This window comes from Bacteroides sp. MSK.20.12, from assembly GCF_019052435.1.
In the GTDB taxonomy this organism is placed as follows: domain Bacteria; phylum Bacteroidota; class Bacteroidia; order Bacteroidales; family Bacteroidaceae; genus Bacteroides; species Bacteroides xylanisolvens.
On record NZ_JAHQVH010000002.1, the window covers coordinates 264164 to 288579 of the forward strand.

The following is a 24416-nucleotide window of genomic DNA, read 5'->3' on the forward strand; positions in this document are numbered from 1 at the left end:
TAAAATTATATATAGAATGAAATCAATCTTAGAGAATCGTCCGGGACTTGCCAAAGAAGTAAATAAGGTAGCAGAAGTTGCCGGATACTTGTGGCAGAAAGGATGGGCTGAACGTAACGGTGGTAATATCACTGTTAATATCACAGAGTTTGTAGACGATGAAATCCGTCAGATGAAACCGATCAGTGAAGTTAAACCTATCGGTGTGACTCTTCCTTATCTGAAAGGATGCTATTTCTACTGCAAGGGAACTAATAAGCGCATGCGTGATTTGGCTCGTTGGCCAATGGAGAATGGTTCGGTGATCCGTATTCTGGACGACTGTGCCAGCTACGTAATTATTGCGGACGAGGCTGTGGCTCCGACATCGGAATTACCTTCTCACTTGAGCGTGCATAATGACCTGTTGAGTAAAAACTCTCCTTATAAAGCGTCTGTACATACACACCCGATCGAACTGATTGCCATGACACATTGTCCGAAGTTCCTGGAAAAAGATGTGGCTACTAATTTGTTATGGAGTATGATTCCCGAAACAAAGGCATTCTGCCCGCGTGGTTTGGGTATCATTCCTTATAAATTGCCTAGTTCTGTAGAATTGGCGGAAGCTACCATCAAGGAATTGCAGGATTATGATGTTGTGATGTGGGAGAAACATGGTGTATTTGCAGTTGATTGCGATGCGATGCAGGCGTTCGATCAGATCGATGTACTTAATAAATCGGCTCTCATCTATATCGCAGCGAAAAATATGGGCTTCGAGCCGGATGGTATGAGTCAGGAACAGATGAAAGAAATGACTGTTGCTTTCAATCTGCCTAAATAAAACAACAAATAGCACAACCATGAATCGAATTATTTTAAACGAAACTTCTTACTTCGGTGCCGGATGCCGAAGTGTGATTGCTGTGGAAGCAGCTAGACGTGGCTTTAAGAAAGCCTTTTTTGTAACAGATAAAGACCTTATCAAGTTTGGTGTGGCTGCTGAAATCATTAAAGTATTTGATGAGAACCAGATTCCTTACGAACTTTATAGCGATGTAAAGGCTAACCCTACTATTGCAAATGTGCAAAACGGTGTGGCAGCTTACAAAGCTTCCGGAGCCGATTTTATCGTTGCTTTGGGTGGTGGCTCTTCTATCGATACTGCCAAAGGAATCGGTATTGTTGTGAATAACCCGGATTTTGCGGATGTGAAGTCTCTGGAGGGTGTAGCTGATACCAAACACAAAGCTGTACCTACCTTTGCACTGCCTACTACTGCCGGAACGGCTGCCGAGGTAACTATCAATTATGTGATTATTGATGAAGATGCCCGTAAGAAGATGGTTTGCGTAGACCCGAACGACATCCCTGCCGTGGCTATCGTAGACCCCGAACTGATGTACTCAATGCCGAAGGGGCTTACTGCCGCTACCGGTATGGATGCTTTGACACATGCCATCGAAAGTTATATTACTCCCGGTGCCTGGGTAATGAGCGATATGTTCGAATTGAAGGCTATTGAGATGATTGCACAAAATCTGAAAGCAGCCGTAGACAATGGTAAAGATGTGGCAGCCCGCGAAGCAATGTCGCAGGCACAATATATTGCCGGTATGGGATTCTCGAATGTCGGTTTGGGAATAGTTCATTCAATGGCTCATCCGTTGGGTGCATTCTATGATACTCCTCATGGGGTAGCCAATGCCTTATTGTTGCCGTATGTGATGGAATACAATGCTGAATCTCCGGCAGCTCCGAAATATATCCATATTGCGAAAGCAATGGGAGTGGACACTACCGGAATGAGTGAAGCCGAGGGAGTAAAAGCGGCTATTGAGGCAGTGAAAGCACTTTCTGTCAGTATCAATATACCGCAGAAATTACATGAAATCAATGTGAAAGAAGAAGACATTCCTGCATTGGCTGTAGCTGCTTTCAATGATGTTTGCACAGGTGGTAATCCTCGTCCTACTTCGGTAGCAGATATCGAAGCTCTATATCGCAAAGCTTTCTAAAGTTAGTTTTTGCGGAAGTTCTTTTCACCACAGATTACACAGATTTACACAGATTTAATTCTTAAATATCGGCTTCCGATTAGAAAATAATCTGTGTAAATCTGTGTAATCTGTGGTGTTTTTCTGAAAATAATTCCTATTTTTGTCCAACTCAATTACATGAAAACACATCGGTATGATCGAGGATAATAGTTTGGGATTAGAATTTAAATATCTGATTGTAAATGACATGGACCGTAAATTCGGGCTATGGGTAAATACCGTCGGCTATCAATCCATTCCTCCTGATTCACCTTATCCGTTGAAAGAGCATCCTTCCGGTTACTTTTTTAATGCAGAAAAAGGAAGAGTGCTTCGTGAGTATCAATTGGTATATATCACCAAGGGGCGTGGTTTGTTTTCATCTGATTCTACCTCTGAAAAGCAAGTTTGTAAAGGTCGGCTGATGGTATTGTTTCCCGGACAATGGCATACTTATCGCCCGTTGCGGCAGACTGGTTGGACGGAATATTATATCGGTTTCGAGGGGCCTATGATAGACGCCATTGTTGATGATGCTTTTTTGTCGCAGGAACAGCAAATACTGGAAATTGGCCTTAATGAAGAGTTGGTCTCATTATTCTCCCGTGCTCTTGCCGTAGCCGAAGCGGATAAGATTTCCGCGCAACAATATCTTTCCGGGATTGTGCTCCACATGATAGGGATGATTCTTTCCGTCTCCAAGAATAAGGTTTTCGAGATGAGTGATGTGGATCAGAAGATCGAACAGGCAAAAATCATTATGAATGAAAATGTTTCCGGCAATGTGGACCCGGAAGAGTTGGCTATGCGACTCAATATTAGTTATTCATGGTTTCGACGTGTTTTTAAGGAGTATACAGGTTATGCTCCGGCTAAATATTTCCAGGAATTGAAACTTCGTAAAGCTAAACAAATGCTGGTGGGAACTTCCCAGTCAGTAAAAGAGATTTCTTTTTTTCTAGGTTTCCAGTCAACCGAATATTTTTTCTCTTTCTTCAAGAAACGTACGGGACTTACTCCGTTGGAGTATCGTTCGTTCGGGCGGGAAGAATGAATAGGATGAAGTTCATATCTATTAGTTATTTGGCTCTGATTTTGGGAATATCATAAAAACTGTTACTTTTGTGGCGAAGATAATGTGCTATAAACCATCATTCTTGATATGCGCGGACAAAAACTATCTAAGATCCATTTTCTTATTCTGTTATCTCTTTTAGGATTTATATCTCCTCTTCAATCACAGGAATATAAGTTCAGGACATTGGGTGTGGAGGATGGATTGTCGCAAATAACGGTGAGCGATATTTGCCAGGATGAGAAGTCGCGTATATGGATTGCCACGCTGGATGGTCTGAATTGTTTCGATGGCAATCATATCAAAGTCTTTAATCATTTTCATAACGATTCCATCAGTTATGGTAATCTATATGTCACCCAGATGGTGGAGGACGGCCAGGGGAGTCTTTTTCTCTTGACTTCTACCGGACTTTTCCAGTTCGACCTTGAAACGGAGAAATATTATATTCTTCCGGTGTCTTCTCCTTCCACTCTTGCCAAAGGAAAGTTGGGAGTGTGGATTGCAGAAGGGGGAAAACTCTTCTTGTATGATAAGAATACCTGTTCCGTGAAACCAATGTATGCGGAGGTACATTTGCCGGACACCGGGCCGACAATGGTAGAAGGTTCGGAAGGAAATCTTTGGGTTGCTTTGAAGGATGGCGGGGTGATGCGTGTGGATACTTGTGGATCGATGTCGCTTTATTTGCCCGGAATCAAGGTGATGAAACTGATAAAAAGTAACGATCAGAATATTTGGATCGGTTCGCAGGATCATGGTGTTTTCTGTTTTTCACCTCAAGGTGCAGTCATACATCATTATGATTATAACGACAAGAGTGTTTACACGGTCCGGGATGATATGGCAAGAGCGTTATGTCAGGATTTGGAAGGGAATATATGGGTAGGTTACAGAAGCGGATTGAGTAAGATTGAGGTGGCTACCGGGAAAATATTTCATTATCAGGCGGATCCTAACCGGGTGGGGGCTATGTCCAATCGTTCGGTGACTTCTCTTTATACGGACAAACAAGGAACTGTCTGGGTGGGGACCTATTGGGGCGGCGTGAATTTCTTCTCACCGGAATATCAACATTTTGTGCATTATCATGCTTCGGATACCGGATTGTCTTTTCCGGTGGTGGGTGCTATGGCAGAAGATAAATCCGGAAATATATGGATTTGTACAGAAGGTGGGGGACTGGATTTATATCAACCGGAACAAGGAACATTCAAGCATTTTAATGCGCATACCGGATATCATTTTAGTACGGATTATCTGAAAGATGTCGTTTTTGATGAGGCTAATAACTGCTTGTGGATTGCCGCTGACTTTACAAACAAGGTCAACTGTTTTCATCTTGATAACTATCGGAATGATATATATGACCTCGAACCGCTCGGAGAGGAAAGTGTGGGAGAAGCTCTGTTTGCCTTGGCCGACACTCCTCGTAAATTGTATGTAGGTACAACATCTGCAGTTGTTAGTCTGGATAAACAGACCTTAAAAACTGAAGTGTTGTTTCATCAAAAGGAGTTGTTTACACATAATTATAACACTTTGTTGCTTGATTCGAAAAACCGGCTATGGTTTGCTTCCGATGATGGTTGTGTAGCTTATGTGATTGATGAAGGACGGTTTGAAACGTATAGGATAAGTCTGAAGAAGCAGGTCAGATCTCAAAAAGAGCTGGTCAATGTCATCTATGAGGATCGAAAGGGAAACATTTGGGTCGGAACACATGGCAACGGGCTTTTCTTGTTGGATAAGAAAGAGCGTTTGTTTCGTTTGCATACTCCTGAAAGCGTATTATCGGGAGAAAATATCAGAGTGTTGGGCGAAACTCCTTCCGGGAATTTATTGATTGGTACCGGACATGGATTGTCTGTGTTAGAACAGAAAGACGGGAAAGTGATAAACTTCAATTCTAAAACAGGATTTCCGCTGACTCTTGTTAATAGGAAATCCATGCATGTATCCCGCAATCATGATATTTATATGGGAGGAGCTACCGGACTGGTTGCCATTCGTGAAAGTAGTTTGTCCTATCCTCCGAAAATATATGATTTGGAGTTGGCTCATTTGTATGTCAATAACAAAGAGATTACCACAGGCGATCAAACCGGCATCCTAAATAAGTCCTTTGCCTATACCGATCGGATTAAATTGAATTATTTGCAGAATGTGTTTTCTATCGGTTTCTCAACAGATAATTTTCTGCATATAGGCGGTGGTGAGGTAGAATATCGGTTGATGGGGTATAATGATGAATGGAGCGAGAACCGTCTGGGAAATGACATTACTTATACAAATATCTCTCCGGGTGATTATGTCTTTGAGATCAGGCTGAAGAACTTCCCGGAAGTAATCAGATCGCTGGATATAACGATTACGCCACCTTTCTATGCTACTTGGTGGGCCTATACTATTTATGTATGCGTGATTCTGACTATTCTATTCTTCATCGTGAGAGAATATAGAATCCGTCTGTTCCTGAAAACTTCATTGGATTTTGAACTTCGCGAGAAACAATACATTGAAGAGATGAATCAATCCAAACTTCGTTTCTTCACGAATATCTCGCATGAAATCAGAACTCCGATCACTCTTATCCTGGGGCAGGTTGATCTGTTGCTGAATTCCGGCAAATTGTCTACCTATGCTTATTCGAAACTGTTGAATATACATAAAAATGCAGGTAACCTGAAATCATTGATTACGGAGTTGCTTGATTTCCGGAAACAGGAGCAGGGACTTTTGAAACTGAAAGTTTCTCAATTTGACTTATATTCTTTGCTCAAAGAGCATTATGTATTGTTTAAGGAGTTGGCTGCTAACAGGAATATTTCGTTTGTTTTGCATGCCGACTGCGAGCAATGCCTCGTGTGGGGAGACCGGATGCAAATACAGAAGGTGGTTAATAACTTGCTGTCTAATGCTTTTAAATATACTTCAGACGGTGGAACTATCCGTATGGAATTGGCTGATGGAACGGAGGAATGTATGTTTTCCGTTTCCGATAATGGTGCGGGAATATCCGAGGAAGACTATGTTAAGATATTCGAGCGGTTCTATCAGGTTGAGAATATAGGACAGTATGGAGGAACTGGTATCGGGCTGGCTTTGAGTCAGGGTATTGTGAAAGCCCACCAGGGAGATATAACAGTAGAAAGTCAGCTGGGAAAAGGTTCTTGTTTTAAGGTCACTCTGAAAAAAGGGGATGCTCACTTTGATTCTTCTGTCGCCCGGGTTGAACCGGAGCAGGATAAGGAATATATTTATTATTCGGAAGACAAAGAACTGCTGGTTAAAGAGGTGCAGTCAGCCCAAAGTGAAAGCGGGACTACTGACTGTAAATTACTGGTGATTGATGATAATGAAGAAATCAGAAATATCCTTGTAGATATCTTTTCTCCATTGTACACGGTTGAAACTGCAAGTGATGGTGAGGAAGGGTATGAAAAAGTAAAAATGATGCAGCCTGATCTGGTTATTTCGGATATTATGATGCCCGGAATGCCCGGAACGGAATTGTGTGCCAAAATTAAGAACAATATTGAAACTTGTCATATCCCTGTCGTTCTTCTGACTGCCCTTAGTGCGCCCGAACGTGAGTTGGAAGGATTAAGAATTGGAGCGGATATTTATGTGGTGAAGCCATTTAATATGCGGCGGCTGGTGATGCAATGCAATAATCTGATTAATACCCGCAGACTTTTACAGAATAAATATGCCCATCAGCTGGATAGCAAAGCGGAGAAGATTGCAACGAATGAACTCGATCAGAGGTTTATCGAACAAGCGACACAGGTAGTGGAAGATAATATGGAAAATCCCGAATTCAGTGTAGATGTCTTCTCACGTGAGATGGGGGTGGGACGTACTGTCTTATTCCAGAAGATAAAAGGTATCACGGGAAGTACGCCAAATAATTTTATCATGAATCTGCGTCTGAAAAAAGCGGCATATTTTCTGCAGAATTCTCCGGAAATGAATATATCGGATATTGCTTACCGGTTAGGATTTGGAAATCCTCAATACTTCAATAAATGTTTTAAAGAACTTTTTGATATTGCTCCTACGCAATACCGAAAAGCTCATAATACCTCCTCCGAACCCTCTGTGAAGTGATTAAAATAAGTCATCTGAATTTTTAGACTAGATAAAACGAACAATTCGATAGGGTGCAATATATTCAAATGCGATACTTTTGTGGCGTTGGATAATGCCAGCTTGTACTTGAGTTTTCTTTGGTTAGGTGTGTCCGCACACACTTTCATTTGGTAGACCGGGTACTGTGTAATCTTTATTCTAATATAATAATTATTGTGTAGTATTATGAAAGACAAATATCCATGTAGTAAATAAAAGATAGCATCTTATTGGAGAGAATCAATATATTTTTCCCAATTAATTAAGTAGTGAGTAAAACCTTGATAATTAACCAATTTAATTTTATTCTAGTTATGAAAAATTTGCAGAGTAGGACAAAAGTGCGGTTGCTTCAGTCGTTCCTTTTGATTTCCTTGAGTCTCTTTTTCCTTGTCAATCCGGCTTATGCTCAAGGCGGGTTTGCAGTGAAGGGAGTTATTGTGGATAAAACAGGATTTCCTTTGCCTGGCGCCAATGTGATGGAAAAGGGAACATCTAATGGAACAATTACAGATTTAGATGGTAATTTCTCATTGAATGTTTCGAAGAAGGGAGTTACTTTGACTGTATCATTCATGGGATATACCCCTAAAGATGTGGTAGTGAAAGATAAAACAATGAATATTACGCTTGAAGAGAACTCTAAGCTATTGGACGAAGTAGTGGTAGTGGGTTACGGTACGATGAAAAAGCGTGATGTAACAGGAGCTATTACTTCCATCTCAAGCGAGGCCATTGAGCAAAAAATGGCTACTAATGTTTTTGAAGCATTGCAGGGTACTACTGCCGGTGTACAGGTGGTATCCGGTTCCGGACAGCCCGGTGAATCTTCTTCTATCAAAATACGTGGTACTTCCACGTTCTCTGCCGAAGGGGTTACTCCTCTTTATATCGTAGACGGTGTGCCTTTGGAAAGTATCGACGGTATCAATACGAATGATATCACTTCTATGGAGATTTTGAAAGATGCCGCTTCTGCAGCTATCTACGGTTCTCGTTCGGCGAACGGTGTGATTATTATCACTACCAAAAGTGGGCAGGAAGGTAAAGCCCGTATTGATATCAAGTATAATCACTCGTGGGGTACATTGTCTCACAAGGTTCCACAGGCAAACCGTAAAGAACGTTTGTTGTACGACCAGTATCGTAAAGAGTATTTTGAAACATACGGCGGAGGTAATCCGGATGAAAGTAGTGATATACTGAATGATCCGTTGAACTCTTTCTTTAATGTGGATAACGATTATCTGGACATGATTACAAGCACTGCACAAAAAGATCAGGTGGATATCAGTGTAGGGGGTGGTACAAAGAAATTGAAATATTTCATCAATACCGGTTATTATAATGAGAAAGGTATTATTTCCAATACAGGTTTCCAGAGACTAAATACTCGTATCAACTCCGATTATTCACCGACAGACTGGATGAATATGGGTAGCCGTATTTCTTTGACTTATTCTAAAAAGAAAGGTCTGAATGAAGGTACTTTATTGAGCGCAGTGTTGACTCGTCGTCCTTATTTCAATACTTATTATCCGGATGGCTCTTTGGTCGGAGTGTTTAACGGTCAGAAGAACCCTATTGCGCAGGTCAATTATACCACCGACTTTACTGATTCTTATAAGGCTAACTTCTTCCAGTTCTTTGAAATCAAATTCAACAAGTATTTGAAGTTCAGAGCCAATATTAATGCCAACTTCTATCTGGATAAACGCAAAAAACTCGAACCGAGTCTTATCACCGACGAATGGCAGAAACAGAATAAAGGTTATTCTTATAATTACCTGAACTGGAACTGGATGAATGAAGACATCCTTACTTATGCACGCAAAATAAAAGATCATAATTTTACGGCCATGGTAGGTGTTAGTGCACAGCAGTGGCGTTATGAAAACGAAACATTTGTGGGGATAAACTCGTCTACAGATTTTATCTATACAATGAATGCTTTTGCCGCAAACCTGGATTTGTCATCTACAGGCTCCACATTAAGCAATCACTCTATGGCTTCCATTTTTGCCCGTGTGACTTATGATTATAAAGGAAGATATTTGCTCAATGCCATTATGCGTCGTGACGGTTCTTCTCGTTTTGCCAAAGAGAACAAATGGGGTAATTTCCCTTCCGTATCTGTGGGATGGCGCTTCTCGGATGAGAAATTCATGAAATTCTCGAAAAAGTTTCTCGAAGATGGTAAGATCCGTGCAAGTTTCGGTATCACGGGTAACGAAGCAATCGGCAACTACGACTATATCTACTCTTATTCTCCGAATTCTATTTATGACGGAGTGGGTGGCGTTATTCCGACTCGTATAGGTAAAGACAATCTGAAATGGGAGGAAACTAAACAATTCAACCTTGGTCTGGACTTGAATTTCTGGAATAGCCGTTTGACAATCACTGCCGATTATTACGATAAATATACAGACGGTTTGCTGGCAAACTACCAATTGCCTAAAGAATCCGGTTTTGCATATATGAAAACCAATGTCGGTGAAATGAGTAACCGAGGCTTTGAAATAGCTGTTACCGGTGATATTATCCGCACGAAGGACTGGAAGTGGAATGCTTCTTTCAATATCTCCAGAAACGTCAACCGTATTGAGAAGCTGTCTGAAGGTAAGGCATATATGGAAGGTGATATCTGGTGGATGCAGGAAGGTGGCCGTGTGGGTGACTTCTACGGATTTAAAAGCGCCGGTGTCTTTGCATACGACGAATCGAATGCTTTCACTGATAAATGGGAACAGCTGACTCCGGTGTTTGAGAATGGTGTATTCCAGTACAAATATTTGTTGGATGGAAAGGAATATGCAGGTAATATCCGTCAGAAAACGTTGCCGAACGGCAAACCGTTCCGTGGGGGAGATTACAACTGGGAGGAACCGGAAGGAACCCGTGACGGTGTGATTGATGATAATGACCGTATGGTGATCGGTAATGCCATGCCTGATGTAACCGGTGGTTTGAATACAACGGTGACTTGGAAGAATTTGAGTTTATACTTAGGATTCTATTATTCATTGGGAGGACAGATTTATAATGCAGCCGAACATAATCGTAATATGTTCAAATACACCGGAACTACTCCTTCACCGGAAGTCATCCATAATATGTGGTTGCATCCGGGTGACCAGGCAATCTATCCGCGTCCGTATAATGATGATTACAACAATGCCCGTATGGGTAACTCGTTCTATCTGGAAGATGCTTCATTTATTCGTTTGCAGAACATACGTGTAGCATACGATCTTCCTGAAAACTGGATAAAGAAGCTGATGTTGAAGAATATAAATATCTACGCTTTTGTAAACAACGCCTTGACATGGACCAACTATTCGGGATTCGATCCTGAATTCTCTACCAACAATCCTCTGCAGGTAGGTAAAGACTCTTACCGTTATCCGAGAAAGAGAGAATATGGTATTGGTTTTTCTGCAAACTTTTAATTGAAGATATCGTATGAAGAATATAAAATATTTTGTTGGAGCTGTATGCCTGGCTCTATCATTGAATAGCTGTTCAGACTTTCTGAATGAGGAACCGGTAAGTGAAATTCCGGCAGGTGACATGTGGCAGACTGCCCGTGACGCTAAGGCAGGTATAAATGAAATCTATGGATTGTTACGTTCCACTTTACGGGAGAACTATTTCTATTGGGGTGAGTTCCGTTCGGATAATGTAGCTCCCGGAGCACCGGTAATGGCCGATCAGGCACGTGTTATCAACAACCTGATGTCTACGGATGAGAAATGTGCAAAGTGGACGACTCTGTATCAGATGATTAACCAGGCAAATCTGGCTATTAAATATGTTCCTAATATCAGTATGCCTGATGTGGCAGACCGAAATGACTATCTTGGACAAGCTTATGCATTGCGTGCTTTGGCCTACTTCTATGCTATCCGTGTTTGGGGAGACGTACCTTTGTTTACAGAACCTACTGAAAAGTATTCGGAAGCCATCTACAAAGAGCGTACGGATAAAAACTACATTCTTGATAATGTCATTCTTCCGGACCTGAAGAAAGCGGAAAGCCTGATTAACCGTAACAAGAATTATGAGCGCAAACGTATCTCTATCTGTGGTGTTTGGGCTATCATGGCTGATGCTTATATGTGGGCTAAAGAATATAATCTGGCCGATCAGACCATTGATAAGATGGCAACTATTGCTTCCAAAAAAGGCGGTCGTTTTGTAGACTTCGAACCTAACATTGCTACTTGGCATACCATGTTTACGGAAGAGCTGACTAATAAACCTTCTGATGATACACCGGAAAATGATGAATATAACTCCAGAGAGTTTATTTTCCTTGTTCATTTCAACATGGATGAAGTCGGCACGAATGGTTACAGTTACATGTATCAATGGTTTTCCGGTTCAGGGAATCGTGCGGCAGTCATGTCTGATAAGTTTATGAGTATCTTTGATGAAAAGGATATGAAAGGTGATTTACGCAAAGATTATACGGTGAAGAATTACCAAAACGGAAATGAATTGCGTAAATATATGGCAGGTGACATCAGTAACTCTTTGAATAAGACATGCGAAGTAGCCTATCCAATCTATCGTTACACAGATATGATGTTGTTGCAAGCTGAAGCTCGTGCTCATCAGGGAAAATGGGGGGAAGCTTTGGATTTAGTAAAAACTGTACGTGACCGTGCCGGATTGAATACACTGACTGAAAATGATTTTGCTTCAGAAGAAGAGGTAGTCAATTATATCTTGCGTGAACGTCAGGTGGAGTTAGCCGGCGAAGGACGCCGTTGGTTTGATTTGCTACGTACCGAAAAGTGGAAAGAAGTGATGAAACCTATCAACGGAATGGAGCAGGACGGCAATGAACTTTTCCCGATCCATTATTCACATATCTTGGAAAATCCGAAGATTGTGCAGAATACGTATTATGGTAATACTAACAACTAAAAAGGTAGAAGCAATGAAAAAGACAATATTATATAAGACTCTTTTCTTTTGTTGGACAATTTTGGCATTGACCGGTTGTGATCTGGACTTGCAAAAGAACTATGATTATGAGCCTTCGGTGGATGATCCGTATGTAAAAGTGACAGCGTGGGAATATTTTCAGGATCACAAAGATATGTTCTCGGAGTTGATAGCAGCTATCGAGTATACAGGTTTGAAGGACTATTATACACAGACTGATAATAAATATACTTTTCTGGCTTTGAATAATGCCGGTATGCAGCTTTATCGGGAGAATGAATTTGCTGGTGTAGCTTCTATTACAGATTGTGATAAAGAAAAGGTGAAGAATATGTTGCTTTATCATATTGTAGATGGAGAATATAGTTCTTATGGGCAATTGCAGGTAGAACCGATGTTCGTTTTGACTATGCTGAAAGGTGAGACTGGATTGATGACAATGTCTGTATGGAAAAATCCATGGCAGGCTGCAGTTGGTAAGATTCTGGTGAATCAGACCGGAAGCAACGGAAAATCTCCGCAACGGCAAGCTAAGACTAGCAATATTCTGCCGACAAACGGCGTGATTCATATATTTGAGAACTATTGCAAATATTCCAAATAACCACAGTTAATTAAAAAGAGAACTAATTATGATTCGTAAAATATATACCTTATTAATATTAGGACTTTGCTTGGGCTTTGCTGCCTGTGGCGACGATAATGATGGACTGGATCCTAATGCAGCGGCTCCTGTGATTAATTTTCCTATGGAGCAGCTGGACGTTGATTTGAATAAAGTAGACAATCTGCCGGTAGTGGCTGTTATTAAATCACAGGCAGGGCTTCAGAGCGTGACGATGAAATTGCAGACGGTGGAGGGAGTGACAGAATATAAAACTGTAACCGACTTTTTTAACCCCAACTCTTACAGCTTGTCTGAAAACTTGGAGTACAATGCAAATTACGAAGCTTTTATCATTGAAGCTACAGATAAACTGAATCATGTTACGAGTGGGACTTTACCAATTGCTGTTACCGATGTAATGGCACGTCCTGTCATTACATTCGATCCGGAAGAGATTGTATATGATGAGATGGATGAAAACCCGGTAATGCCTCGTACCACTTTTAAAATTGTTTCGGAAGCTGGTTTGAAGAAAGTAGAAAGATTCTTGGTTTCTGTAGACGGACAAACATCGAAAGGTGGTGATATACTGAATGGCGACAAAACGTATGAGTATGATGAATTGATAGAATATAAAGAAGGTGATAAGGGCTTTAAAGTGAAAGCAGAAGATATATATGGTAATATCACAATTTCTACTTTGCAGGTGTCATATAAGACAGTTCCGGTTCCTGTATTGACCTTGGGTAAAGAGCTAATTACTACTGATGAAGGAGTAGATACGGAAGTTCCAATGCATATCGAATCGGTTCGTGGCGTAAAATATGTAGCTATATCCCGAGTGGAAAATGGTATAAGTACAGAAATATTCCGTGAGGAGATAGGTGGTGACAATAAAAACTTTGATTATACACCTAAAGTACAATTAACAGAAGAAACGTCCCAATTAAAAGTGGTTGTTTCTGACGGTCGAGAGGGTAAAGAAGTAGTAGGGATCGTAAGGACTTATGTGAATATGGAAGTTGTCCAGCTCAAAGTCGGTAGCCAAGTTTTGGCAAATGCGGAACCGTTTGCTCTGATTTCATTGAAGGATATGAAGACGTATTCGGTGGATGAAGCTATTTCCAGTGTGGAAAGTGCTAGGAATGTTGATATAAAGTTCTTTATAAATTCTAAAGATGGTGTTCTTTCTTTCCGCTTTTATTCTATGGAAAATGTAGAAAGTAAAAATCCTTTATATAAAGGGTCAGGTGGAAAAACATTGAGTAACTTGCCGGCAAAGAATATGACTAAATACGTCCTATTCCCTACAGATTTTGATTATGATACAGCTTCCCGTTCCTCTATTCAGAATGAATATTTGAAAGGAAATGCAGATCAGAAAGTATATATGACAATTGATAACTTTGTCGGTAGTGTGATTGGATTTAAGACCGGTGGTGCCTCAAGTGCTGGTGGAGAAAGATATGGTGTCATGAAAGTTCTTGATGTCTCCGGTAAGATGGATAATAATACGATGAAACAGATAGCAACTGTTGAAATCAAATTCCCTAAGAAGAAGTAAGTAGGGTAGTATTACCTACCGTCTGAAGTCTTAATAGAAAAGTTCTTTTCTATTAAGACTAAACTTCCCTTTCATTGGGAGTAAAGTTGCTCTCTGTCCGATACAAACTATAAACGAAGCTTACGTTTTTATAAATGCAAGTTGCGTTTATAAAAACAAAGCTTGCAATTATAAAAACAAAGCTTGCGTTTATAGTTTATAATAAGGATAAAAGAAGTTTGCAACAAGGGGGAAGGAAGTTCTCCCCTAGTGGAGGATAACTTTTCTATTAATAGCTGACGCGAGAGTTATTAACAGCTATCCCGGTGAACTTAGATAGAATATACGAAAGATGCGATTGATAACAAGCACATTGGTTAAGTAATAATGTGCGGTAGCTGAAAGTAATATGAGAAAACATATAATATATAGGTATTTCCTCTTTTTATCTTTGGTCGGACTGATGCAGTTAACGCTTAGTTGTTCCTCCTCTTCCAACGAAATAGAACCTTTGAAACCGGAAGGAGGAGATACTCCTTTGGAAAAAGATGAATATACTTTTTTGAACGTTGAATACCGGAAATGGCAGAACGGAACATTCCAAGCATGGACAACAGCAGATTCAAGGGAAACCCGTATCATTGATAATATGAATTGGTATACTCCTTCTTCGGATTATAGCCGGACTGCGTGGGGAGGGCGAATCGGTTTGCAACCCTCTTCTGTGGTTGGAAAAGAGGGCTTTTTCCGAGTGGCTAATTGTGGAGGCCGTTCTTATTTACTGGATCCGGATAATGGAGCTGTTATCATTCATGGAATTCAGCATGTTCGTCCGGGAGAATCTACTGCTCATAAGAAGGCTTTCAGTACTCGATACGGTAGTGAGGCGCGATGGAGTGAAGAGACAGGCAAACTGTTGGCAGACAATCATATAAACTATATTTCGTATGGTTCGAACCGTATTGAAGTATTTCCTGCTGCAGTACGTGCTAACTTGTTGACCCCTAAGACGCAAAAGATTGCTTATGCAGAGAATCTGTATCTGCTCCGTACCTTTATGTGGGATATGAGCAAGAATTTGGGATACGCGTTTGATGATGACAAGTATAATCGTCTCGTTCTTCTTTTCGAACCGACATTTGCTACGTACATAGATCGTCTCGTACAAGAGAAGTCAGCTTTATTTGCCGGTGACCGGCATTTTATAGGTTTCTATCTTGACAATGAATTGCCGTTTGCTAGTTATCAGAATACTGACCCTTTGCGAGGAATTGATCTGAAACATTTTTTGTCCTTGCCCGAACGCTATAAAGCGGCTCGTGAGTATGCAGAAAAGTTCATGCGGGATAACGGTATAGCTTCTGCCGGAGCGATCACCAAGAAAAATCAGGAAGACTTTCGGGGGATGGTTGCTGATTATTATTATCAGTTGACCACCGCTACCGTCAGACGATATGATAAAGAGCATTTGATTTTGGGGACACGTCTGCATGACTGGAGCAAATACAATCAGAAAGTGGTGGAAGCTTGTGCCCGTTATTGCGATCTTGTTTCTATCAATTATTATGCCCGTTGGCAACCGGAAGCAGATTTCTTGGCAAACCTGAAAGTTTGGTGTGGAACGAAACCTTTTTTAGTTTCGGAATTCTATACGAAAGCAGAAGATGCCAGTTATCAGGGAACTGGATATGCCAATACCGAAGGAGGTGGCTGGCTGGTGCATACACAGAAAAATAGAGGTGAGTTTTATCAGAACTTCTGCCTGCGTTTGCTGGAAACCCGAAATTGTGTGGGGTGGGTACACTTTGAATATAATGACGGCTACGATTCTAACGGAAAAGCTTCTAATAAAGGAATAGTCTCCATCGAATACGAGCCTTATACATCTTTTTTGTCGCAGATGCGACAGGTAAATCTTGCAGTTCATTCATTGATCGATTATTATGATACAAAATCGGTTCAATAGATTAACGGAAACATTAAAAAGACAAATTGAATATTTAGAATTAAAATAGTTATGACCATGAAGAAGTTTAGTTTATTCGCAATCCTTTTAGGATTTAATATAGCTTTGGGAGCATGTTCCGATGATGATGCCGCTCCTGTAGTAAAAGATCAAATCTTTCAACTTCCGGAAAAGGCTTATGTACTGGCGGAGCAATCCAGACGGGCTATTGTCATCAGGGATGCGGAGACACATCGTAATATTTGGAGTTGGGACCCTTATACGGCTTGTGTTCCTGCTGCCCAACAGGGTTGGTTTGTCAATCCGAGTGAAGTGAAACCTGTTTTCAATAGACGCTATATCTTGATGACTGCCTCCGGCGGAGCTGTGGCTTTAATCCGTTTGTCGGATCATAAATTAATGTTCTATGCAAATTGCGGACAGAATCCTCACTCTGCGGAGGTATTACCCGATGGAAATATTGTGACGGCAGAATCTAAGAACGGTGAAATTAGTACCTTTGTGGTTGACACAGTTAAGGTATTGGGAGCGAAGGCTAATACGGTGAAGCTGGGTAATGCGCATAATGTAGTTTGGGATAAGAAAAGGTCGTATCTGTATGCCACGGCTACAATAACGGGCGGAGTTACCGCATTATTCCGTTTTAAGTATGATGGTAACCAGAGCAATCCTAAACTGACAAATCAGACTCGTATTTATACGTTCGACAAAGAATCGGGCGGACATGATTTGTTTCCGGTATATGGTGAAGAAGATAAATTATGGCTTACAGCTGCTTCGGCTGTCTATAAGTTTGATTTGACAGGAGTTACCGACGCTACGACTAATGACTCTGCCGAACCGACTTGTGAAAAAGTCTACAATACAGCTGATATAAAAAGTATCTGTAACGGACCTGACGGAATCTTGATGCTGAAACCGACTGAAGAGTGGTGGGCTGAAGGACTTGTAAATGAGAAGGGAGAAGAACTCTTCAAGATGGACGGAGCTAAGATTTATAAAGGTCGTTGGATGATAGACAATACTTTCAGTTATCCGGAAAAGCACGATTTCGTATTGGGTGAGGATTGATTAAGTATCGTCGAAGGGTAATAAAATACATAAGTTGAATAATTAAGTTTGGAACAATGAGGAAACTTCTTCTTTTTTTATTGGTATCTATTGCATTACCGGCCTTGGCGCAGAACGGAAAGAAAGTGTATGCTGACTTCCACGGTGTGCGTTATACCCGGCAACATGACGGAAAGTTGGGGCGTTGGGAGATGTATGCCAATACGGAGAAATCAAGTACGGGAAGGAAATCCCTGTGTTATAATGCCGACCTGATAGACAGTGAAGGACGACATGAGATAGCGGCAGTGGCCTATCCCCAAGTCGGAATGCAGTCCAATCTCGATCCTGATTATATCGAATATCAGATATTGTCGGCAAAAGCTGCCAAGATAGACGGATTCTTTATCGAATGGGGATTCAAGCCTCACGAAAATGACATCTTGCTGCGTGAAATGCAGAAAGTGGCAGCGAAATATGACTTTGAAATCGGTGTAAACTGGTGTGACGGTTGGTTGTATTATGACTGGATTACGAAGATTTATCCGGAAGTTAACACCCGTGAGGCAAAGACCGAATATATGGCTAAATGTTACCAATATTTAGTAGACAGTGTCTTTTCCGGTCCGACTGCTCCAATAGTGAAAGGAATGCCTGTCTTTTACCATTTCGGTCCCGGAGTGAAAGTCGATGAATACAAGAAAGTATTATCACTGGTGAAGTTTCCGCAAGGAATGAAGCAGCCCGTTGCCTTACGTCGTTGGGCGGATTGGGGAAAACTGGAAAACGATAAATACATTCCTGTCACCCGCAGTGATGATATGGATGCCTGGAAAAAAGTGGGAGAGATACCGACCGCATGGCTTCCCGCTCGTGTCCGTACAAGAGATCAGGCACATGCTGAATGGGATAATTATGCCACGCAGGATGATGTTATTGAGTTTATGAAACCTTTCCGTGACTCGATTTGGCATAGTAACAATCCTGCTTATACCATTAAGTCGGGATTTGCCATGCCGGGAATGGATAACCGGGGATGTGCAGGCTGGGGACGCGGACACTTCTATTATATCCCTCGCAATAATGGAGAAACTTACCAAAGTATGTGGAAGTTCTGTATGGCGGAGAAAGACAGCCTGGACATGATGTTTATCGCTTCGTGGAGCGACTATACCGAAGGGCATGAAATAGAACCTACCATCGAAAACGGTGACCGCGAACTGCGTACCACTTTAAAGTATGCGGCAGAATTCAAAGGCGAACAGGCGGACGAACGTGGCTTAACCTTACCTTTAATGCTTTTCCGTTTGCGAAAAGAAGCCCGTTTCCTGGAAAAGACGAAGATGGACGTATCTGCTTGTCAACGTTCGCTCGATAAGGCAGCGTTGTTGATTAGCCAGGGACGTTATCCGGTGGCGATAGGTTTGTTGTCACAAATAGAAAATGATGTCAAGACAGCCAAATCCGCTTTGGCGGTTGAGATGATGCGTTTGCGTGAGTCGGACATGAAGATTCAGGGAAAGCGAAAATCAGGTGGTTACAATGCCGAAGAAACGCTTTCTATCTCTTTGCCCAAAGAATTGGTTTCCAAACTGCAAATGAATAACTATGTAGGGTATCTCTATTTTGAATACCTGGACAAAGGAAATGAATCTCTTTTTATACGTTCGTCCACACAGCGCGAACCGAAAGAACCGTTTAAAATTGTATCCCGGATACGTACCGATAATACAGGCGAATGGAAAAGTGCAAAAGTGGAACTGTATAAAGATAATATCGTAAATGGATTCAATATGCCTACGTTCTATTTAAAAGGAAATGTCGTTGTCCGTAATTTGTCATTGGGCTATACCATCTACACTGTCAAATAAATGTATTGATGAAGAGTTTGAAAAATTGGTTATTAGTTTTATCCGTATTATCTTGTTTCGGGTGTTCCTCGCCGGTTCATGAAGACGGCAGGGGATGTGCTTTCGTATCCGACAGTATCCAATACAGGGTTGAGTTTATGTCGGAGGGATGCGTACGGATTCTGTCTTTTCCCGAAGGTGATACGCTGGTAACAAAAAGATTGGTTGTCGATCCGGAAAAACCGGCTTTCAAAGATTATAAATGGGAAGATACGGGAAAGAAGCTGGTCTTTCGTACCCGTGAGCTTTCCGTTGCTTTTGATAAAGAAGATGCGGCTTTCACTTTTCAGGAAGTATCGACAGGAAAGCTGTTACTGAAAGAGAAAGAAGCTAAAAAGGCACGACACTTCAAACGTTCGGTTGCCGGAGGTGAGCAATGCCTCGAAGTAACCCAACGCTTTGTTCCTACTGATGATGAGGCTATTTACGGTCTGGGGCAGTATCAGAACGGAATCATGAACTATCGTGGAAAATCCGTACTACTGTTGCAGGCAAATATGGATATAGTCAATCCGTTCCTTATCTCGACTAACGGATATGGTATCTTGTGGGATAATTATTCTTCAACAAAGTTTGAAGATACGAAAGAAGGATACTCATTTACTTCCGAGGTAGGCGATGCTTCCGACTATTATTTTGTATATGGCAAGAATATGGACGAAGTCGTTGCCGGTTATCGGGAATTGACGGGAGACGTGCCGATGTTCGGGAAGTGGGTATATGGTTTCTGGCAGTCTAAAGAACGCTATAAATCGTTCGATGAGTTGAAAGCCGTTGTAAAGGAGTATCGTAAACGGGGGATTCCGTTGGATAACATTGTGCAGGACTGGGAATATTGGGGAGATAAACCCCATTGGAACAGTCTGACTTTCCATCCGGCGAACTTCGATCATCCCCGGCAAGTCATTGAAGAACTGCATCAGCAGGATCATGTTCACTTTATGCTTTCCGTATGGCCCGGATTCGGACCGGAAACAGCTGTCTATCAGTCACTCGATTCTATCGGTGCCTTATTTAGCGAACCTACATGGGCAGGCTATAAAGTCTTTGATGCTTACAATCCTGCCGCACGGGATATCTTTTGGCAATATCTCAAGAAAGGACTCTATGATATGGGTGTGGATGCCTGGTGGATGGATGCGACAGAGCCTTCTTTCCGTGACGGATTCACACAGTTGAAGCAGGAAGAGAGGACGAAAGCAGCCGGAAATACTTATCTGGGCAGTTTCCACCGTTATCTGAATACCTATTCTTTGGAGATGCTGAAGGACTTCTATCAACGTCTTCGAGCCGAAAGCGATCAGAAGCGCATATTTATCTTAACCCGTTCCGCCTTTGCCTCACAACAGCATTATGGTACGGCGGTATGGTCGGGGGATGTCTCGGCTTCATGGGAAAATATGCATAAGCAACTGGTTGCCGGTTTGAACTTATCCATGTCCGGTATTCCGTATTGGACTTCCGATACAGGAGGATTCTTTGTCACGGAACGTGATGCAAAATATCCTGATGGGTTGAAAAGCAATGATTATAAAGAGTTGTATTCCCGTTGGTTCCAGTTCAGTGCATTTACTCCTGTCTTCCGTGCTCACGGCACGAATGTGCCGCGTGAAGTTTGGCAATTCGGTGAAAAGGGAACATCTTACTATGATAATCAGGTGAAATATATACATCTGCGTTACCGTCTGTTGCCTTACATTTACTCGATGTCCCACCAAGTCACAGCCAACAATTATACCCTGTTGAGAGGCTTGGCAATGGATTTCACCACAGATACCCGGACTTTTGATATTGATAACGCCTATATGTTCGGCACCTCTTTATTGGTACGCCCGGTATTTCATCCGCAATCGGAAGAAAAGAACATCAGTGTCTATCTGCCGGAACACAACGGCAAATATTGGTACGATTTTTGGACCGGAAAGGCCTTTGAAGGAGGAAGAGAACAAATGCAGGCAAACACCCTCGACATCCTTCCCCTGTATGTAAAAGCCGGTTCTATCTTGCCTTTGGCAGAAGTGAAACAATATGCGATGGAATACCCCGACCGTGAATTGGAACTGCGTATTTACGGAGGAGCGGACGCTTCTTTCTTATGGTATGAGGACGAAGGCGACTCCTACCGCTATGAAGACGGCGTATGTTCCAAAGTACCGATGCAATGGAAAGATTCGGAACGGACATTGACGATCGGGCTGCGTGAAGGAAGTTATCCCGGTATGCCGGAACAAGTAAAAATGCGTGTGAAGTTATATCTGCCTGACGGTGCTGCTCTTGAGAGTAAAGAGTATGTCTACACAGGCAGAGAGGTAAAAATAAAGTTTTAATTAGATGCATACATAGATTATGAAGAAGTTATTCTATATCTTTATTCTATTGTTTATTGTGGGATGGGCGCAGGCACAGCAACGCGTGGTATACACCATCAACGACGGATGGAAATTTACAAAAGGATCTCCATTTGAAGCACAACTGACTGGCTGTGACGATTCTTCATGGGAGACGGTCAATATACCTCATACCTGGAATGATAAAGATGCAGACGATGAAACTCCGGGATTCTATCGGGGGCCGGTCTGGTATCGAAAACAGTTGTTTATAGACAAAAGCCAGGAGGGACGTCGGGCAGTGATCTATTTTGAAGGAGCCAATCAGGAAGTACGATTCTACCTGAACGGGCAGTTCGTTGGAGAGCACAAAGGAGGGTATACCCGCTTCTGTTTTGACATCACTCCCCATTTGCGTTATGGACAGGAAAACCTGTTTGCCATTTATGTAAACAATGTCTATAATCCGAATATTCCCCCCTTATCTGCCGATTTTACTTTCTTTGGCGGTATCTACCGGGATGTCTATTTGCAGTTTATGAATCCGGTGCACATTGCAACGAATGATTACGCTTCGTCGGGAGTTTATATCCGTACCCCCGAAGTGAATAACTCCGCTGCTTCGGTAGAAATCACTACGCTACTGACGAACGATATGCCCCAGGCTGCGGAAATCAGGGTGGAGAATATAATCTGTGATGCGGATGGCAAGGAAGTGAAAAAAACGCAGGCAGAAGTAAAACTGGCAGCCGGCGAGACGAAGACGGACATCTCCAAAAAGATAAAAATAGATTCCCCTCGTCTGTGGGATATAGACGATCCTTATCGCTATATGGTATATACCCGTATTCTTGATAAAAGAAAGGGTACTTTGCTGGATGAAGTGGTGAATCCGTTAGGTTTGCGTTGGTTCAAGTTTGATTCGGAAAAAGGTTTTTTTCTGAATGGCAAAGGACGCAAACTGATCGGGACTGCCCGCCATCAGGATTATTTTCAGAAAGGAAATGCTTTGCGTGACGAATTGCACGTACAGGATGTATTGCTATTGAAGGAGATGGGAGGAAACTACCTGCGTGTATCACACTATCCCCAAGATCCGGTAATCATGGAAATGTGTGATAAACTGGGCATTGTGACTTCGGTTGAAATTCCCGTCGTTAATGCTGTTACAGAAACCGAAGAGTTCCTGCATAATTCCGTTGAGATGGCGAAAGAGATGGTACGTCAGGACTTCAACCGTCCTTCCGTAATGATTTGGGGGTATATGAATGAGATTTTCCTGCGTCGTCCCTATACCGAAGGCAAACAGTTGGAAGATTACTACCGTTTCACGGAAAAAGTAGCCCGTGCCTTGGAGGCGACTATCCGTGAGGAAGATCCTTCAAGATATACGATGATGGCTTATCACAATATGCCTCAATACTACGAAGATGCTCATCTCACCGAAATCCCGATGATTCAGGGATGGAACTTGTATCAAGGTTGGTATGAACCGGATATCAATGAGTTCCAGCGTTTGCTTGATCGTGCCCATAAAGCATACAAAGGGAAAGTGCTGATGGTAACGGAATATGGACCGGGAGTGGATCCGAGAGTTCATTCGTACCAGCCGGAACGTTTTGACTTCTCGCAGGAATATGGACTGGTATATCATAAACATTACCTCAATGAAATGATGAAACGTCCGTTTATAGCCGGTTCCAGTCTGTGGAATCTGAATGATTTTTATTCCGAATCCCGTGTAGATGCTGTTCCTCATGTAAACAATAAAGGCGTTGTCGGGTTAAACAGAGAGAAGAAAGATGTTTATTGGTTCTATAAGACAGCCTTGTCACGTCGTCCGATACTTGTCATTGGTAATCGGGAGTGGAAAAGCCGTGGGGGAGTGGTGAATACGGCGCAGAAAGAATGTATTCAATCCGTTCCTGTATTCTCTAATGCGGAAGAAGTCGAGCTGTTTGTGAATAACAAGAGTCTGGGAAAGAAAAAGATAGAAGATAATTATGCTTTGTTTGATGTACCGTTTGTGGGTGGAGAGAATTTGCTGGAAGCTGTTGCTGTGACTGGTGATAACAAGTTGCGTGATATGCTTCGGATTCAGTTCCAGTTAGTAGGCTCGCAGTTGAAAGACGAAGCTGTGCCATTTACGGAATTAAATGTAATGTTAGGTTCTCCGAGATATTTTGAAGATCGTGCGGCAAACGTAGCATGGATTCCCGAACAGGAATATAAGCCCGGTAGCTGGGGATTTATCGGTGGAACATCCTATCGTCGTCAAACAGGATTCGGCACCATGCTTGGTTCGGATATTGATATTCACGGAACGGACATGAATCCAATCTTCCAGACCCAACGCGTTGGAATAAAATCTTTTAAGGCTGATGTGCCGAATGGAGAATATTCCGTATATTTGTACTGGGCAGAATTGGAGTCAGACAAAGAAAGAGAAGCATTGGTTTATAATCTGGGAGCTGACTCGGAACAAACATTTGCCGGAAATCGCAGCTTTGGTATTTCAATCAATGGAACAACCGTTTCAGATGATTTCAACGTAGCCCGTGATTACGGATATGCCCGTGCTGTTATCAAAAAGTTTGTAATAACAGTAAAGGACGGAAAAGGAGTAAGTGTCGACTTTCATAAAAAAGAAGGAGAACCTATTCTGAATGCTATCCGTATTTATAGAAATTATTAATCATAAACACAGTTCGTATGCTTAGGTCTATTTATTTACTGTCTTTTTTCCTCCTGCAATCCCTGTTTGCTTTTGCAGGAAATGTAAAGGAAGATGTTCCATCCACTTTTGATTTGTATGTATGCATCGGTC

The 24416-nt window shown here is 41.9% G+C and carries 13 protein-coding genes and 1 pseudogene; all 14 read left to right on the forward strand.

Annotated elements, in window-relative coordinates; genetic code table 11:
• Positions 1–16 precede the first annotated feature (16 nt).
• Positions 17–826 carry a rhamnulose-1-phosphate aldolase gene (rhaD, locus tag KTR06_RS02125; RefSeq protein WP_008997894.1) on the forward strand — a complete coding sequence of 270 codons (810 nt, stop codon included), beginning with the start codon at positions 17–19 and terminating at the stop codon, positions 824–826.
• A gap of 19 nt (positions 827–845) precedes the next feature.
• Positions 846–2000 (forward strand): lactaldehyde reductase, encoded by a 1155-nt coding sequence (gene fucO / locus KTR06_RS02130; RefSeq protein WP_120067080.1) that lies wholly within the window; start codon positions 846–848, stop codon positions 1998–2000.
• A gap of 175 nt (positions 2001–2175) precedes the next feature.
• Positions 2176–3075 (forward strand): AraC family transcriptional regulator, encoded by a 900-nt coding sequence (locus tag KTR06_RS02135; RefSeq protein ID WP_004310460.1) that lies wholly within the window; start codon positions 2176–2178, stop codon positions 3073–3075.
• Between the two features lie 108 nt (positions 3076–3183).
• Positions 3184–7209, forward strand: coding sequence for a two-component regulator propeller domain-containing protein (locus KTR06_RS02140; RefSeq protein ID WP_217289907.1), 4026 nt, complete (start codon positions 3184–3186; stop codon positions 7207–7209).
• Positions 7210–7544: 335 nt separating this feature from the next.
• Positions 7545–10682 (forward strand): TonB-dependent receptor, encoded by a 3138-nt coding sequence (locus tag KTR06_RS02145; protein WP_008018357.1) that lies wholly within the window; start codon positions 7545–7547, stop codon positions 10680–10682.
• 13 nt (positions 10683–10695) lie between these two features.
• A complete protein-coding gene (locus tag KTR06_RS02150) occupies positions 10696–12165 on the forward strand; it encodes a RagB/SusD family nutrient uptake outer membrane protein (protein WP_120067078.1) in 1470 nt (489 codons plus the stop codon).
• Positions 12166–12178: 13 nt separating this feature from the next.
• Positions 12179–12790 (forward strand): fasciclin domain-containing protein, encoded by a 612-nt coding sequence (locus tag KTR06_RS02155; RefSeq protein ID WP_004310456.1) that lies wholly within the window; start codon positions 12179–12181, stop codon positions 12788–12790.
• Between the two features lie 28 nt (positions 12791–12818).
• Positions 12819–14357: a hypothetical protein gene (locus tag KTR06_RS02160; protein WP_120067077.1), complete on the forward strand. Its 1539-nt coding sequence runs from the start codon at positions 12819–12821 to the stop codon at positions 14355–14357.
• Between the two features lie 388 nt (positions 14358–14745).
• Positions 14746–16302, forward strand: a complete 1557-nt coding sequence (locus KTR06_RS02165; protein ID WP_217289908.1) for a hypothetical protein — start codon at positions 14746–14748, stop codon at positions 16300–16302.
• 57 nt (positions 16303–16359) lie between these two features.
• Positions 16360–17373: a DUF6528 family protein gene (locus KTR06_RS02170; protein ID WP_217289909.1), complete on the forward strand. Its 1014-nt coding sequence runs from the start codon at positions 16360–16362 to the stop codon at positions 17371–17373.
• Positions 17374–17429: 56 nt separating this feature from the next.
• Positions 17430–19223, forward strand: a complete 1794-nt coding sequence (locus KTR06_RS02175) for a glycoside hydrolase family 71/99-like protein (RefSeq protein ID WP_217289910.1) — start codon at positions 17430–17432, stop codon at positions 19221–19223.
• An 8-nt stretch (positions 19224–19231) separates the two neighbouring features.
• The gene (locus tag KTR06_RS02180) at positions 19232–21589 is read left to right on the forward strand and encodes a TIM-barrel domain-containing protein (RefSeq protein WP_217289911.1); all 2358 of its coding nucleotides are present in this window, start codon (positions 19232–19234) and stop codon (positions 21587–21589) included.
• A 19-nt stretch (positions 21590–21608) separates the two neighbouring features.
• The gene (locus tag KTR06_RS02185; protein ID WP_217289912.1) at positions 21609–24284 is read left to right on the forward strand and encodes a glycoside hydrolase family 2 TIM barrel-domain containing protein; all 2676 of its coding nucleotides are present in this window, start codon (positions 21609–21611) and stop codon (positions 24282–24284) included.
• A 17-nt stretch (positions 24285–24301) separates the two neighbouring features.
• Positions 24302–24416, forward strand: a pseudogene (locus KTR06_RS24430) (sialate O-acetylesterase); the annotation flags it as partial.

Coding starts and splice junctions, on each gene's coding strand:
- rhaD (WP_008997894.1), top strand. CDS start 17: ATGAAATCAATCTTAGAGAATCGTCCGGGACTTGCCAAAGAAGTAAAT.
- fucO (WP_120067080.1), top strand. CDS start 846: ATGAATCGAATTATTTTAAACGAAACTTCTTACTTCGGTGCCGGATGC.
- KTR06_RS02135 (WP_004310460.1), top strand. CDS start 2,176: ATGATCGAGGATAATAGTTTGGGATTAGAATTTAAATATCTGATTGTA.
- KTR06_RS02140 (WP_217289907.1), top strand. CDS start 3,184: ATGCGCGGACAAAAACTATCTAAGATCCATTTTCTTATTCTGTTATCT.
- KTR06_RS02145 (WP_008018357.1), top strand. CDS start 7,545: ATGAAAAATTTGCAGAGTAGGACAAAAGTGCGGTTGCTTCAGTCGTTC.
- KTR06_RS02150 (WP_120067078.1), top strand. CDS start 10,696: ATGAAGAATATAAAATATTTTGTTGGAGCTGTATGCCTGGCTCTATCA.
- KTR06_RS02155 (WP_004310456.1), top strand. CDS start 12,179: ATGAAAAAGACAATATTATATAAGACTCTTTTCTTTTGTTGGACAATT.
- KTR06_RS02160 (WP_120067077.1), top strand. CDS start 12,819: ATGATTCGTAAAATATATACCTTATTAATATTAGGACTTTGCTTGGGC.
- KTR06_RS02165 (WP_217289908.1), top strand. CDS start 14,746: ATGAGAAAACATATAATATATAGGTATTTCCTCTTTTTATCTTTGGTC.
- KTR06_RS02170 (WP_217289909.1), top strand. CDS start 16,360: ATGAAGAAGTTTAGTTTATTCGCAATCCTTTTAGGATTTAATATAGCT.
- KTR06_RS02175 (WP_217289910.1), top strand. CDS start 17,430: ATGAGGAAACTTCTTCTTTTTTTATTGGTATCTATTGCATTACCGGCC.
- KTR06_RS02180 (WP_217289911.1), top strand. CDS start 19,232: ATGAAGAGTTTGAAAAATTGGTTATTAGTTTTATCCGTATTATCTTGT.
- KTR06_RS02185 (WP_217289912.1), top strand. CDS start 21,609: ATGAAGAAGTTATTCTATATCTTTATTCTATTGTTTATTGTGGGATGG.